Annotated in this window: 12 protein-coding genes; 8 read left to right on the top strand and 4 right to left on the bottom strand. The window is 70.7% G+C overall.

Features of this window, described 5'->3' with window-relative positions:
* Positions 1-275: 275 nt before the first annotated feature.
* A complete protein-coding gene (locus WH85_RS44275; RefSeq protein ID WP_045748215.1) occupies positions 276-830 on the bottom strand; it encodes a DUF3455 domain-containing protein in 555 nt (184 codons plus the stop codon).
* A 126-nt stretch (positions 831-956) separates the two neighbouring features.
* Positions 957-1,475 (bottom strand): MarR family winged helix-turn-helix transcriptional regulator, encoded by a 519-nt coding sequence (locus WH85_RS44270; protein ID WP_045748214.1) that lies wholly within the window; start codon positions 1,473-1,475, stop codon positions 957-959.
* 124 nt (positions 1,476-1,599) lie between these two features.
* Here WH85_RS44270 and WH85_RS44265 point away from each other — a divergent pair, with 124 nt between their 5' ends.
* The 4 genes from WH85_RS44265 (at position 1,600) to WH85_RS44250 (ending at position 7,420) form a co-directional block, all read left to right on the top strand.
* Positions 1,600-2,229: a DUF3159 domain-containing protein gene (locus tag WH85_RS44265; protein ID WP_045748216.1), complete on the top strand. Its 630-nt coding sequence runs from the start codon at positions 1,600-1,602 to the stop codon at positions 2,227-2,229.
* Positions 2,230-2,317: 88 nt separating this feature from the next.
* Entirely contained in the window at positions 2,318-3,679 is a 1,362-nt protein-coding gene (locus WH85_RS44260; RefSeq protein WP_045748213.1) for a cellulase family glycosylhydrolase, read from the top strand.
* A 52-nt stretch (positions 3,680-3,731) separates the two neighbouring features.
* Complete coding sequence (locus WH85_RS44255; RefSeq protein ID WP_045748212.1) at positions 3,732-5,891, top strand: molybdopterin oxidoreductase family protein; 2,160 nt, start codon at positions 3,732-3,734, stop codon at positions 5,889-5,891.
* Positions 5,892-5,929: 38 nt separating this feature from the next.
* Positions 5,930-7,420, top strand: a complete 1,491-nt coding sequence (locus WH85_RS44250) for a M1 family metallopeptidase (protein ID WP_045748211.1) — start codon at positions 5,930-5,932, stop codon at positions 7,418-7,420.
* Here the strand turns inward: WH85_RS44250 and WH85_RS44245 are convergent, their stop codons facing one another.
* A complete protein-coding gene (locus WH85_RS44245; protein ID WP_045748210.1) occupies positions 7,421-8,254 on the bottom strand; it encodes a MurR/RpiR family transcriptional regulator in 834 nt (277 codons plus the stop codon).
* A gap of 100 nt (positions 8,255-8,354) precedes the next feature.
* On the opposite strand from WH85_RS44245, the gene WH85_RS44240 reads away from it, so the two are divergent.
* Together WH85_RS44240 and WH85_RS44235 are read left to right on the top strand one after the other, a co-directional pair.
* Complete coding sequence (locus WH85_RS44240; RefSeq protein ID WP_045748209.1) at positions 8,355-9,371, top strand: ornithine cyclodeaminase family protein; 1,017 nt, start codon at positions 8,355-8,357, stop codon at positions 9,369-9,371.
* Positions 9,368-10,747, top strand: coding sequence for an aromatic amino acid lyase (locus tag WH85_RS44235; protein ID WP_045748208.1), 1,380 nt, complete (start codon positions 9,368-9,370; stop codon positions 10,745-10,747). The genes WH85_RS44240 and WH85_RS44235 overlap by 4 nt, the downstream gene beginning before the upstream one ends.
* 61 nt (positions 10,748-10,808) lie before the next feature.
* Here WH85_RS44235 and WH85_RS44230 read toward each other — a convergent pair whose 3' ends face one another.
* Positions 10,809-11,810, bottom strand: a complete 1,002-nt coding sequence (locus WH85_RS44230; RefSeq protein ID WP_045748207.1) for a LacI family DNA-binding transcriptional regulator — start codon at positions 11,808-11,810, stop codon at positions 10,809-10,811.
* 116 nt (positions 11,811-11,926) lie between these two features.
* Here WH85_RS44230 and WH85_RS44225 point away from each other — a divergent pair, with 116 nt between their 5' ends.
* Together WH85_RS44225 and WH85_RS44220 are read left to right on the top strand one after the other, a co-directional pair.
* A complete protein-coding gene (locus WH85_RS44225) occupies positions 11,927-12,808 on the top strand; it encodes an amidohydrolase family protein (protein WP_157411603.1) in 882 nt (293 codons plus the stop codon).
* Positions 12,805-13,323, top strand: coding sequence for a cysteine dioxygenase (locus tag WH85_RS44220; RefSeq protein ID WP_045748205.1), 519 nt, complete (start codon positions 12,805-12,807; stop codon positions 13,321-13,323). Before WH85_RS44225 ends, WH85_RS44220 begins: the two co-directional genes overlap by 4 nt.
* Positions 13,324-13,988 lie beyond the last annotated feature (665 nt).

The raw sequence follows: 13,988 nt of genomic DNA, 5'->3' as shown, positions 1-13,988 counted from the left end.
GGGGTGTGTTGATTTCGGGCGCCTAGAGCGCCCAAATTCAACACGCGGCCAGGGGTGTGTTGATTTCGGGCGCCTAGAGCGCCCAAATTCAACACGCGGTTGGGGGTGTGGTGGTTTTGGGCGCCCAGGGCGCCCGAAATCAACACGTGGTTGGGGGTGTGGTGGTTTTGGGTGCTCTGGGCGCCCGAAACCACCACGGCGGTAAGGGGGGATGCGGAACGGCGGCGGTGGGAGGGTCCCCGCCGCCGCCGTTCCTCACCGGTTCAGTGCAGAGGTCAGGACCAGAAGACGTAGGTCGCGCCGTACGCCGCGGCCTTGGTCTCGCCGTCGGTGCAGGTGCCGGCCGGCGCGGTGCCGCCGGTGGTCTGCAGACGCTGGATGTACTTGGCGTTGGTCAGCTTGCCGTTCGGGCCGGTGTGGCCGTTGATCTCGAGCAGCAGCTGCGGGATGGTGCCGGTCTTGGTGGCCTCGCCGATCTTCGTGGCGGTGACGGTGGAGCCGTCCCGCTCGACGGTCCAGCTGGGGCCCTTGTAGTGGTGGACCTTGCCGATCGTGCCGGCCAGCTGTGCTTCGGGCACCGACGCGCCGGTGAAGACGCCGCCGGTGCAGGTGTAGGTCTGGGTGCCCTTGACGACCTTCGCCGTCCCGAGGAACCGGGAGCCGGCCGGCGGGCGGATCGCCGCGGGGACCGAGGCCGAGGTGAACTCGGCTCCGGCCTGCGGGCGCTGCTCGGCGGCGGAGGCGTTGTAGGTGACGGTGCCGAGGGCGGCAACGACCACGGCGGCCCCGGCCAGGGTGACGACGCGGAGGCGGTTGCGCTTGCGAGCCATGGAAGCAGGACTCCATATCCCTGTGGTGTATGTGGCCGCCACACCGTATGGGGTTACCTGTGGGGAACCTGCATGGAAATCTTTAGATCTTACTTAAATCGGCGAAAACGGATAACAATCCGATGGCTACGCTTTTGGTAGCGAAGGCGGACCTCCCCGGTCGTACCGGGTGTAGTTGCCGCGCAACACGGCGTGCGGGTCGAGTCGGCTCAGAACCGCGTCGCTGATCGCTCTGAGCTGCGCGATCTGTTCCGGTGTCAGGGCGTCGATGACGTTCTTACGGACGGTCGCCGCGTGTCCGGGGGCCGCGGACTGCACGGTGGCCCAGCCGGCCGTGGTGAGCCGCGCGTTGGTCGCCCGCCGGTCCGACGGGCAGGGGAACCGCTCGAGGAGGCCGCGGGTCTCCAGGCGTTGCACCACGTGCGACAGTCGCGGCAGGGTGGCGTTGGTCTGCCGGGCCAGGTCGGTCATCCGCAGCGTGTGGTCCGGCGCCTCGGAGAGCATGGCCAGGGTGAGGTAGTCGTAGTGGGTCAGTCCGGCGTCGCGGCGCAGCTGGGTGTCGAGCACGCCGGGGAGCAGCTCGACGACCGCGACGAGGCGTACCCATGCGGCGAGTTGATCGTCGTCCAGCCAGGCCGAGTCCATGATCACATCATCCACCCCGGCGGTTCGCCGCCGTGTCAACCTTGTGGCGGGTGGGGCCTCGGTCAACTTGCTTGATCTCGTTGGGTTAGGCTGCCCTAACCAACCGCACGTGGACAGGGTGACGATGGCACAGCCGGAGACCTTGGCGGAGCTGCTCAACGGGCGGCGGGCCGCTGTCGATGCGTCGCTCCCGGCGGTGGGCTTCGTTGCCGGCTACGTGATCGGCGGCCAGTCGATCTGGGGCGGCACGATCGCCGCGCTGATCGCCGGCGGTGCGGTGGCCGGCTGGCGCATCCGCAAGGGTGACAAGCCGCGGGCCGTCGTGATCGGACTGCTCGGCGTCTGCGTGGCCGCGCTGATCGCCCTGCGCACCGGCAAGGCGGAGAACTTCTTCCTGCTGCAGCTGCTCAGCAACGGCGCCAGCGCGCTGGCCTGGATCGTCAGCATCGTGATCCGCTGGCCGTTGCTCGGGCTGGTGGTCGGCGGTGTGCTCGGGCAGAGGACGCGGTGGCGACGGGACCCGGCGCTGCTCCGGGCGTACGCGCGGGGGAGTTGGGTCTGGGTCCTGCAGTACGTGATCCGGGTGGCGGTGTTCCTCCCGCTCTACGCCGCGGGGCAGGTGTTCGCCCTGGGTGTGGCCCGGGTGGCGCTGAGCTGGCCGCTGGTCGCCGGTTGCATGGCGGTGAGCTGGTGGGTGATCCGCCGCAACCTGCCCGAGGACCACCCCGGCCTGCGGCACCCGCAGACCGTTTGATTTCCTGACTGTTAACGACGAGCGTCGATTTCTTGCTAGCCTGGGAGCGCTCCCAAAGGCGATCATCCCCCAGAGCTGAGGTAGGTTCATGAAAAGGCGCCTGCTCACCCTCCTGACGGCCCTCGCCGCGGCCGCCGCCTCCGTCCTGTTCTTCGTCCCCCCGGCGTACGCCGCCACCGGCCTGCACATCGTCGGCACCGACATCGTCGAGGCCAACGGCCAGAAGTTCGTCATGCGCGGCGTCAACCACATGCACACCTGGTATGCCGGCCAGACCCAGTCGTTCGCCGACATCAAGGCGCTCGGCGCGAACACCGTCCGGGTCGTGCTCAGCGGCGGGCGCTGGACCGCGAACACCGCCGCCGACGTCGCAGGCGTGATCGACCTGTGCAAGCAGAACAAGATGATCTGCGTGCTGGAGGACCACGACACCACCGGCTACGGCGAGGACACCGCGGCGTATTCGCTGGATCAGGCGGTGGACTACTGGATCGGCCTGAAGAGTGTGCTGGTCGGCCAGGAGGACTACGTCGTCATCAACATCGGCAACGAGCCGATCGGCAACACGAACCCGGCGCAGTGGACCGCCGCCACCGTCGCCGCGGTCCAGAAGATGCGCACCAACGGCTTCGAGCACCTGCTGATGGTGGACGCGCCGAACTGGGGCCAGGACTGGCAGTACACGATGCGGGACAACGCGCAGACCGTGCTGAACGCCGACACCCGCAAGAACACCGTGCTCTCGATCCACATGTACTCGGTCTTCAACACCGCCGCGTCGATCATCAACTACCTCGACGTCTTCAAGAACAACGGCTGGCCGCTGGTGATCGGCGAGTTCGGCTGGCAGTTCGACTCCAGCCAGGTCGACCACGAGACACTGCTGGCCCAGGCGGTCGCCCGGGACCTCGGCTATCTCGGCTGGTCGTGGGCCGGCAACACCGACCCGATCCTGGACATGGCCACCGACTTCGACGCGAGCCGGCTGACCACCTGGGGTCAGCGGATCTTCAACGGCGCCAACGGGATCAAGGCCACCGCCAAACAGGCGACGATCTTCGGTGGGGTCACCCCCAGCAGCCCGGCACCGAGCAGCCCGTCGCCGAGCAGCCCGTCACCGAGCGCGTCCAGCAGCAACCCGCCGACCGGTGGTGGCTGCTCCGCGGCGTACACGATCACCGGGTCCTGGTCCGGCGGTTTCCAGGCCGACGTGAAGGTCACCGCGGGCAGCGCGGCGATCAACAGTTGGACGGTGACCTGGACCTACGCGAACGGTCAGGCGGTGAGTAACGCCTGGAACGCCACGGTGACCAGCTCCGGCAGCGCGGTCACCGCGCGCAACGTCAGCTACAACGGCAAGCTGGCCGCGGGTGCCGCCACCTCGTTCGGCTTCCTCGGTTCCTGGACCGGCAGCAATCCGGTACCGGCCGTGACCTGCACCGCGAGCTGATCCGAGAGATTTGGCAGGTCCGGTTCGCGGTTTGCGGCGGCATACTCGGCCGATGGCCACCGCATACCGGACCTGCCCCCTCTGCGAGGCCGCCTGCGGCCTGGAACTGACCGTCGGCGACGGCCGGATCCTGGCCGCCCGCGGCGACCGCGAGCACGTCTTCAGCCATGGTTTCGTCTGCCCCAAGGGCGCCACGTTCGGCGCGCTCTCCGGTGATCCGGACCGGCTGCGCCGGCCGATGATCCGGCACGGCGGCGAACACCGGGAGGCGAGCTGGGACGATGCGTTCCAGGCCGTCGCGCACGGCCTTTCCCAGACCGTTGCGGGGTACGGCCGGAGCGCGCTCGCCGTCTATCTCGGCAACCCGAACGCGCACACGATGGCCGGCGGCCTCTATGTCACGCCGCTGCTCAAGGCCGCCGGCACGCCGAACGTGTTCTCCGCCAGCACCGTCGACCAGATGCCCAAGCACGTGTCCTGCGGTTACCTGTTCGGCAATCCGCTGACCATCCCGGTACCCGACCTGGACCGCACCGACTTCCTGCTGATCCTGGGCGCGAACCCGTGGGAGTCGAACGGCAGCCTGGCCACCGCCGCCGACTTCCCCGGCCGGCTGAAGGCGATCCAGGCCCGGGGTGGCCGGTTCGTGGTGGTCGACCCGCGGCGTACCCGGACCGCCGAGCACGCCGACGAGCACCTGTTCATCCGGCCGGGCGCGGACGCCTTCCTGCTCTTCGCCATGGTGCACACGCTGTTCGCCGAAGGGCTGGTCGATCTCGGACATCTGGCCGCGCACGTGACCGGTCTCGATCAGGTCCGTGGGCTGGCCGCGGATTTCACGCCCGAGCTGGCGGCGGGCGCCTGCGACATTCCCGCCGAGCGGATCCGCGGCCTGGCCCGGGAGGTCGCCACCGCCGGGTCCGCCGCGGTGTACGGCCGGATCGGCACCTGCACCGTCGAGTTCGGCACCCTGACCAGCTGGTTGATCGACGTGCTCAATGTGCTCACCGGCAACCTGGACCGGCCCGGCGGCGTGATGTTCCCGCTCGCCGCGCACCTGCGACCGCACGACAGGCCGGGTGGCAAGGGGTTCCGGACCGGCCGCTGGCACAGCCGGGCCCGCGGGCTGCCCGAGGTCAAGGGGGAGCTGCCGGTCGCCACCCTGGCCGACGAGATCGAGACGCCGGGGCCGGGGCAGGTCCGGGCGTTCGTCACGGTGGCCGGCAACCCGGTGCTCTCCACCCCGAACAGCGCCCGTCTGGACCGGGCCCTGGCCGGGCTGGACTTCATGGTCAGCGTCGACCCGTATCTGAACGAGACGACCCGGCACGCCGACGTGGTGCTGCCGCCGATGGAGTCCGCCCGCAAGGGGCACTACGACTTCTCGTTCCTGGGTTTCGCCGTGCGCAACTTCGCGAGTTATTCGCCTCCGGTGCTGCCGCCGGACCCGGGCGGGATGGACGAGTGTGACGTGCTGGCCCGGCTCACCCTGATCCTCGCCGGTCAGGACCACACCGATCCGGGTGTGCTGCACGAGACGCTGCTGGCCCGGGCCCTGGCGAAGTCCGGCGGGACGGTCGGGCGCGACGAGGTGACCGGTGACGGGCCCGCCGAACGTCTGCTCGACGTGGCGCTGCGCGCCGGGGCCTACGACCTGACTCTGGCCCGGCTGATCGAGAACCCGCACGGCGTCGACCTCGGACCGTTGCAGCCGCGGGTCCCGGAGGTGCTGCGCACGCCGAGCGGCACGATCGAGCTTGTCGTGCCGGCGATCGCCGCCGAGGCCGGCCGGCTGCTCGCCGCGACCGGGCGTTCCCGCGACGACCTGGTGCTGATCGGCCGCCGTCACCTGCGCTCGAACAACAGCTGGATGCACAACGTGCCGGCGCTGGTGAAGGGCCGGGACCGCTGCACGTTGCAGATGCACCCGGCGGACGCGGACCGGTTCGCGCTCGCCGACGGTGACGACGCCGAGGTGACCTCGCGGGCGGGCAGCCTGACCGCCCGGGTCGAGGTCACCGACCGGGTGATGCCCGGCGTGGTGAGCCTGCCGCACGGCTGGGGTCACGGCGTGCCCGGCGCCCGGATGACGGTTGCGGCGGAGTATCCGGGGGTCAACGCGAACCTGCTGACCGATGAGATGTCCGTCGATCCGCTGTCCGGTAACACTGTTCTCAACGGTGTGAGCGTGAAAATCGCCAAACTTCGATAGGTTCGACGGGACTCACTCCACCGGAGGAAGGAAGTTCCATCGTGCGACGACTGCTGGTGGCTCTCGCGGCCACCGCGTTGACTCTCGCCGGAACGGCCGTTGCCGCCGAGGCGGCGCCTGCTCCCGGAGCACCGGGAATCGGCGACTCCTACTATCCCGACTACGGCAACGGCGGGTACGACGTCGGCCACTACGACATCCGCCTGCGCTACACCCCGGCGACCGACCTGCTCACCGGCACCACCACCATCCTGGCCACCGCCACCCAGGACCTGTCCCGTTTCAACCTCGACTTCCTGCTCGACGTGTCGTCGATCCGGGTCAACAACCGGCCGGCCACGTTCGCCCGCGAGGGCGACCACGAGCTGGTCGTCACCCCTGCCCGGACGATCGCCGCCGGGCAGGCGATCACCGTCGTCGTGCAGTACTCCGGCGTCCCGTCCAGCAAGGTCGGCGCCGGGTACACCGCCTGGATCAAGACTCCGGACGGGGCGATCGCCGTCGGACAGCCGGAGATCGCCTGGTGGTGGTTCCCGAGCAACGACCACCCGCTGGACAAGGCCACCTTCGACGTCTCGGTGTCGGTGCCGGACGGCCTCGAGGTGATCAGCAACGGCGTGCAGCCGCGCGTCCCGGTCCGCGAGACCCTCGGCTACACCCGGTGGAGCTGGCGGTCGGTCAAGCCGCAGGCCACCTACCTGGCCTTCTTCGCCGTCGGGCAGTACGACATCACCACCGACACCAGCGCCGACGGCCAGCTGATCTACAACGCGTACTCGCAGCTGCTCAGCCCGGACTTCCGGGACGCCGCCGAGTCGAGCATCGAGCGCACCAACGAGATCGTCGAGTGGGAGAGCTCGGTGTTCGGGCCGTACCCGTTCGAGTCCCAGGGCGGGCTGGTCGCGCCGCCGGGCACCCTCGGGTTCGCCCTGGAGAACCAGACGCGCCCGACGTATGCGGACGGTTTCTTCCGCCGTGGCTCCAACACCTCGGTGGTCGTGCACGAACTGGCCCACCAGTGGTTCGGTGACTCCATCTCGGTGGCCGACTGGAAGCACATCTGGCTCAACGAGGGCTTCGCCTCGTACGCCGAATGGCTCTGGTCGGAGAAGAACAACGAGGGCACCGCGCAGGAGATCTTCGACTACCTGTACGCCGCGTACCCGGCCGACGCCGACATCTGGACGTACCCGCCGGCCGATCCGACGGTGGCCCAGCTGTTCGGCGACACCGTGTACGACCGTGGCGCGATGACGCTGCACCAGCTGCGCCTGGCCGTCGGTGACGACGACTTCTTCGAGATCCTGCGCACCTGGGCGGCGGAGAAGAAGTACGGCACCGCCGCGACCGAGGAGTTCACCGCCCTGGCCGAGAAGATCTCCGGCGAGGACCTGGACGCGCTGTTCGAGGCGTGGCTGTACACGCCGTCGAAGCCGGTCGTCGCCTCCGCCGCGTCGGTGGCGAAGGTGAAGGCGCCGAAGTCGTGGGAGAAGATCAGCCTGACCCACGAACTGCTGCACCAGCACTGATCATTCGTGGTGCACCCAGCGGTCGACGAGCGCCTCGTGCGCTTCCAGACGCTGCTGGGTGCGCTGCGGGTCGGTGCCGGCGATCGCGTCGAGCAGGCTGATCGCCAGCACCACCACCGCCGCGTGCGAGTCGAAGACCAGGCCGGTGCCGACCGGCGCGACGAGCAGCACGTCGGCGTCGACGGCGAACGGCACCAGCGCGGTGTCGGCGATCACCACCGTGGTCAGGCCCAGCTTGCGGGCCAGGCGCAGCGCGGCGACGGTGCCGGCCGGATAGCGGGGCATCGCGAACACCAGTAGTGCTGTCGCCCCCTGCTGGTGCAGTTGCAGCACGGCGTCCTCGACGCCGCCGGCCTCGGTGCAGACGGTCACCGCGGGCAGCACCCGCCGGGCGAAGTAGCCGAAGTAGTCGGCGAGCGCGGCCGAGGCGCGCAGGCCGATCACACCGAGCGGGCTGGTGGCGGCCAGTGCCTGGACGGCGTCGGTCAGGCGTACCCGTTTGAGGCTGTCCAGGTTGTCGCGTTCCTGGTCCACCGCACGCCGTTCGCCGGCGTCGTCCCGGTCGGTGGTTCCGGACAGCACGGCGTGCCGTAGCGCGGTGCGGAACTCCGGGAAACCGGCGAAACCCAGGGCGGTGGCCAGCCGGGTCACCGTAGGCTGACTGACCCCGGCCTGCTCGGCGATCTCGATCGTGGACAGGAACGCGACGTCCGGGAACATCCCCAGCATCCGCTGCACGATCTGGCGCTGGGTGGGGGAGAGCCGGTGCCGCTGGGCCAGGTCGAGCAGCCAGCTCTCGGCCCGCTGGGTGTCGAGTCCCTGTCCCTGAGCCATCCGTCCCGTCCCGTGTTCCTCCGGCCGATGGATGAATAGCCTAAAACACAGAGGCTATATGGTGCATGTGTTGATTCACGCACACGGGCGGGTGAGGGCGATGGCTGAGCAGGCGATCCGGTTGCGGTTCCTTTCGGGTACGGACATCGATGCCCTCGGGATCACGAAAGAGGACGCCATCGGCGCCGCGGAGTCCGTCGTGGCAGCACACGGCGACGGGCGGACGGTCTTCGAGCCCCGCACCCACCTGATCCCGGAGAACGGCGGGGCCGGCCACTTCAACGTGCTCCGCGGGCACGTCTCCACCCTGGGCGAGCGGGGCGTCAGCGGCGTCAAGGTGGTCGGCGACTTCGTGCCGAACTACCGGCTCGGGCTCCCCAGCGAACTGGCGCTGATGACGCTCTACGACCCGTACACCGGGGTGCCGCTCGCGATCATGGACGCCACCCTGATCACCGAGATGCGGACCGGTGCGATGACCGCCGTCGGGGCGAAACACCTGGCCCGCCCGGATGCGAAGATCCTCGGGCACGTGGGCGCGCGGGGCACCGCCTTCTCCAACGTGACCATGCTCGACGCGCTGTTCGACCTCGACGAGATCCGCGTGACCAGCCGGCGCCCCGAGTCCCGGGAGGCGTTCGGCGAACAGCTCCGCGCGGTCACCGACACCCCGGTCCGGGTGGTCGCCACCGCCGACGAGGTGTTCGACGGTGCGGACATCCTGGTCGAGGCATCCCGGCTGGAGAAGCCGTCCCCGCTGCTGCGGACCGCGGCGGTCGGGCCCGGTGCGTTCGTCGTGCCGTACGGGACGGTCAGCGCCGTCGAACTCGACCTGCTCGACGTGATGGACAAGGTCGTCGTCGACGACTGGCGGGAGTCGCAGTCCGGCCGGTTCGGGGCGTTGCGGGCGCACGTCGACACCGGCCGACTGAGCCCCGAGACGCTGTACGCCGAACTCGGCGAGATCGTGACCGGCCGCAAACCCGGACGGGAGCGCCCGGACGAGCGGATCCTCTTCTGGCACCGTGGCCTGTCGATCCTCGACGTCGCCCTGGCCCACCTGATCCTGACCCGGGCCGAAGCGGCGGACACCGGCACCATGCTGCGCTACCGATGATCATCACGTCGGCGGACGACCTCGACCGCCCGGCGATCGTCGCGCTGGCCCGGGGCTCGTCGCGGCTCACCCTCGCCCCGGCGCTGCTGGCGTCGCTGGCGGCGAACCGGGCTCTCGTGCTGGCGGCCCTGGACGGGGACCGGCCCGTCTACGGCGTGAACACCGGGATGGGCGCGCTCGCCGGGGTGCGGCTGGACGCGGCGGCCCGGGACCGCCACCAGAACACGCTGATGCTGGGCCGGGCCGTCGGTTCGGCCCCGTGGCTGGACCGGGCGTCGGTGCGGGCGCTGCTGGCCGTCCGGTTGCGGACCTTCCTGCACCCGGCGGCCGGAGTCTCCCCGGAGCTGTGCCTGCGGCTGGCTCTCCTGCTCAACGAGGACGTGGTGCCGGACGTGCCCGCTCGCGGCTCCGGCGCCGCGGGCGAGATCATCCCGCTGGCGCACCTGGGGGCGGCGGTCCTGGAGGCCGGTGCGTACTCCTTCGGGGCCAAGGAGGGCGTGGCGTTCCTCGAGGGCGTGCCCGGGCTGACCGGGATGGCGGCCCTCGGGGCGGCGGACGCCCGCAGCCTCGTCGAGCAGATCGTGGCGGCGAGCGGGACGGGCCATGCGATCGTGGGTGCCAGCCGCGACCCGTGGCACCCGTCTCTGGCGCAGGGCGATCCGGTACTGGCGGAACTCCACGCCGCCCTGCTCGCCCACCGGGGCGACGGCCCGGTCCGGGCACTGCAGGCCCCGGTCTCCTTCCGGGTCACGGCTCCCGCTCTGGCCGCCGCCACCCGCGCGGCCGACGCCGTGGCGGCGGCCGCCGACCGCGCCCTCGCGATGGTGACGGACTCCCCGGCGTACCTCGACGGAGATTTCGTGGGCAGCGCCGGGTTCGCCGGCACCGACCTGGCCACCGCCTGCGCCGGCCTGACCACCGCTTTGATCCACCTGGCCGAGTTGGGCGCCTCCCGGCTGCACCGCCTGCTGGACCCGGCGCTCACCGGCCTTCCCCGGCAGCTCTCCGACGCCCCCGGCGTGCATGCCGGGATGGTCGCGGTGCACAAGCGTGCGGTGGGCGTGGCACACCGACTGCGCCGTTTCGCCGTCCCGGCGGTGATCGGCGTGGTGGAGACGTCACTGGGGCAGGAGGACGCCCAGTCCTTCACCTTCGAGGTCGCCGAGTGCCTGCGTGAGGCGGTGACCGGCGTCCGTGAGGTGCTGGCCTGCGAGCTGCTGGCCCTGCATCAGGCCCGGCTGCTCAGCGCGGAGCCGGTCGCCTCGGCGGTCCTGGACGGGGTGGCCGCGGTCCTGCCGCCCGGCACCGCCGACCGGCCGTTCGGCCGGGACATCGACGCGCTGATCATCGCCCTGGAGCACGGCCGGCTCGGGTAGCCCGGCCCTCATCTCCCGCCTCTCTGCTAGGATTTAGAGGATATATCGAGGCTGGTGGCGGCTATCGGCGTGGTGTCGTGGTCGAGCTGCGGACGACCAGGGTGGGGCGGAATGGGGGCAGCTCGGTGACGGTGCCCTGCAGCAGGCCGTTCAGCTGGGACAGCGCCGCCGACACGATGGCGTCCTCGTCCCACGCCATCGTGGTCAGGCCCGGGCTCACGAGACCCGCCAGCTGATGATCGTCGAAGCCGACCACCGACAGGTCCTCCGGCACGCGCAGTCCGGCGTCCCGGGCCGCCTGGTAGACCGCGAACGCCAGCGAGTCGCTCAGGCAGAACACCCCCGTCGGCCGGCCGTCGCCGGTCAGCAGGCCGACGGCCACCGCGACCGCCTCGTTCATCGCGGCCGGGGCGTCGCGCGCGATCAACTCGAGTCCGAGGGCGTCCGCGATCGACGCCGCCATCAGCTGGGCGGGACGCCCGGGGGTGGACGGCAGCGACGGCGCGAGCAGGCCGATCCGGCGGTGTCCCCGGTCGGCGAGGTGCCGCAGGGCGGTGGCGACGCCGTACCGGTTGTCGAACAGCACACTCGCCGAACCCGGGCGGGCGGTCAGCGCGTCGCCGATCGCCACCACCGCCACCGACGGCGCGAGCAACCGCCAGTGCTCCGCGGCCGGGTCGACCGGGGAGACCAGCGCCCCGTCCACCCGCTGGGCCACGAACTGTTCCACGATGAGGCGCTCCTGGGCCGGGTCGGCGTCCGCGTCGGCGATCATCGCGTACCGGCCCTGCCGGCGCAGGGCCCGGGTGAGCAGCACGGAGAGGTCCTGCTGCCACAGGTCGCGCAGCGAACCGCTGACCCCGATCGATCCGGTGCGGCCGCTGGCCAGTGCGCGGGCGATCGGGTCGACGGTGTAACCGAGGTCGTCGGCGAGCTGGCGGACCCGGGCGATGGTGGCGGGGGAGCCGCGGACGCCGCGCAGGGCGTAGGACGTCGCGGCGAGCGAGAGACCGGCTGCGGTGGCCAGATCCTGCAACGTCCGTCGCGGTTGCTGCCGTGACATCGACCGAGAGTAACACCGGCCCGTGTACGGGATCACCTTGCGAAACAAGGAGGGAAGCGCTTCACTCTCTTCATGCGTGAAGCGCTTCACTAAAGACGATGCGAAGGAGCGGACCCTTGCTGATCGACTGTCATCAGCACCTGTGGCCTGCCCGGTTCACCGAGGCCCTGCGCACCCGGGGCATGCTGCGCGACTGGACCCTGCACCTGCCGGGCGAGCCACCCTACGAGGTCGACCCGGCAGCCCACGACGTCGCCGCCCGCCGCGACCGGGAACTGGCCGAAGGCAAGGAACAGGTCCTGGTCTCGCTCTCCAGCCCGCTCGGCATCGAACACCTGCCCGGCGGCGGTGACCTGATCGACGTCTGGCACACCAGCGCCCTGCAACTGCCCGACCCGTTCCGGGTGTGGGCCGCCGCCTCGGTCGCCGACCCCGACCCCGCCACCCTCGCCAAGATCCTGGCCGAACCCCGGGTCGCCGGCCTGCAACTGCCCGCGACCGCACTCACCGGCCCGGACGCGATCGAACGACTCGGACCGCTGCTCGCCGAGGTCGAGAACGCCGGCAAGCCGCTGCTGGTGCACCCCGGCCCGGCACCCGAATGCCCGCCCGGACTACCCGGCTGGTGGCCGGCGCTCGTACCGTACGTGTCCCAACTGCACCAGTCCTGGCTGGCCTGGCACATCTGCGGCCGGAGCCTGCACCCCGGACTACGGATCGCCTTCGTGGCCCTGGCCGGGCTCGCACCCCTGCACCACGAGCGCCTGAACGCCCGCGGCGGCGACCTGGGCGCGATCGACCCGCAGGTCTACTACGAGACCTCCTCCTACGGCACCCGGGCGATCGACGCGATGGTCCGGGTGGTCGGCGTCGATCCGATCGTGCACGGCTCCGACCGGCCCTACGCCGAACCCCTCGACCCCGGGCTGGGCGACGCCTTCACCCACGCCCTGTTCACCGCCAACCCCCGCCACCTGTTGACCGGAGCGCCCCGATGACGACGACTGTCACCGCCCCCGAGGGTCTGCCCACCCTGCCCGGACGCACCCTCACCCCCAAGGAGCTGCAAAGCTACGTCGCCGAGCTGGCTGCCCGGCCGGAGCTGTGGGAGGATCTGGTCCGCCACGACACCGGCAAACGGCACTACGCCCAGCTCTACCGGGACGGCGACGTCGACATCTGGGTGCTGTGCTGGAACACCGAGGACGACACCGGCTGGCACGACCACGACGTGTCGTCGGGCGCGGTCGCCGTCACCCGGGGCGCGGTCAGCGAGGCCAACCCGCGGATGGGCGGCGAACCGGTGACCCGGGTCGTCGCGGCCGGCCGGGCGTTCGCCTTCGGGCCCGACCACATCCACCGGATGGCCGGTGCGGTCGACGGGTCGGTGTCGATCCACGCGTACTCGCCGCCGCTGTGGCGCATGGGCCAGTACTCGATCAGCCCCACCGGCGTGCTCCGCCGTCACGCCGTCAGCTACGCGGACGAGTTGCGGCCGCTGGGCGAGGCCTGACCTCTTCGGGTACGCCCAAAGCCCACCGTCGACGGCGGTGACCTGCGGGGGGCGGCCTACGGCGGTGACCTGCGGGGCGGCCTACGGCGGTGACCTGCGACGGCGATCTTGGTGCGTTGGTATGCCGTAAGGGTGGTCAGCTCGCCAAGGTCATGGTTTGTCCTGGTCGTCCCGCGCCCTCGGACGGCGGCCGGTGGCGGTTCGGAGCGCCCAATGCCGCTTAGCTTAAGTTGATCAACGCCGTGACCAGTAACTACGCGATCCTATGGTCGTCGGTCGTCGGTCGTCGGTCGTCGGTCGTCGGTCGTCGGTCGTCGGTCGTCGGCCGGTGGCCGGTGGCCGGTGGCGTTGGCGGTGGTGGTGGTGGTCGCATCAGCGCGGCTCAGCCGTTTGTCGCAGTGCGGGGTCACGTCCAAGGTCAACTTGAAGCTGGGTGGCATGGTGCGATTGCCGGCCGTCGCTCACGGTTGTTTTCGGCTTGCGGATGGACCGCAGCCGACGGCCGGGTCGGTCGGGCCGTCGGTCACGGTTGTTTTCGGCTCGTGGATGGGCCGCAGCTGACGGCCGGGTCGGTCGGGCCGTCGGCTGCGGCTGTTCAGGAGGGTGGGAATCAGCCGTCGGCGACGGCTCGGGGGCACCCGGCCGTCGCCTGTGGTCGCTTCGGT

This window comes from Actinoplanes rectilineatus (genome assembly GCF_000962825.1).
In the GTDB taxonomy this organism is placed as follows: domain Bacteria; phylum Actinomycetota; class Actinomycetes; order Mycobacteriales; family Micromonosporaceae; genus Actinoplanes; species Actinoplanes rectilineatus.
The sequence above is the reverse complement of the archived record's forward strand: the minus strand, read 5'-3'. Positions and strand labels throughout refer to the sequence as shown.

Excerpts from the sequence above, each read along its gene's own strand:
- WH85_RS44275 (WP_045748215.1), bottom strand. The coding sequence starts at position 830 with ATGGCTCGCAAGCGCAACCGCCTCCGCGTCGTCACCCTGGCCGGGGCC.
- WH85_RS44270 (WP_045748214.1), bottom strand. The coding sequence starts at position 1,475 with ATGGACTCGGCCTGGCTGGACGACGATCAACTCGCCGCATGGGTACGC.
- WH85_RS44230 (WP_045748207.1), bottom strand. The coding sequence starts at position 11,810 with ATGTCACGGCAGCAACCGCGACGGACGTTGCAGGATCTGGCCACCGCA.
- WH85_RS44220 (WP_045748205.1), top strand. The coding sequence starts at position 12,805 with ATGACGACGACTGTCACCGCCCCCGAGGGTCTGCCCACCCTGCCCGGA.
- WH85_RS44265 (WP_045748216.1), top strand. The coding sequence starts at position 1,600 with ATGGCACAGCCGGAGACCTTGGCGGAGCTGCTCAACGGGCGGCGGGCC.
- WH85_RS44255 (WP_045748212.1), top strand. The coding sequence starts at position 3,732 with ATGGCCACCGCATACCGGACCTGCCCCCTCTGCGAGGCCGCCTGCGGC.
- WH85_RS44240 (WP_045748209.1), top strand. The coding sequence starts at position 8,355 with ATGGCTGAGCAGGCGATCCGGTTGCGGTTCCTTTCGGGTACGGACATC.
- WH85_RS44235 (WP_045748208.1), top strand. The coding sequence starts at position 9,368 with ATGATCATCACGTCGGCGGACGACCTCGACCGCCCGGCGATCGTCGCG.
- WH85_RS44245 (WP_045748210.1), bottom strand. The coding sequence starts at position 8,254 with ATGGCTCAGGGACAGGGACTCGACACCCAGCGGGCCGAGAGCTGGCTG.
- WH85_RS44260 (WP_045748213.1), top strand. The coding sequence starts at position 2,318 with ATGAAAAGGCGCCTGCTCACCCTCCTGACGGCCCTCGCCGCGGCCGCC.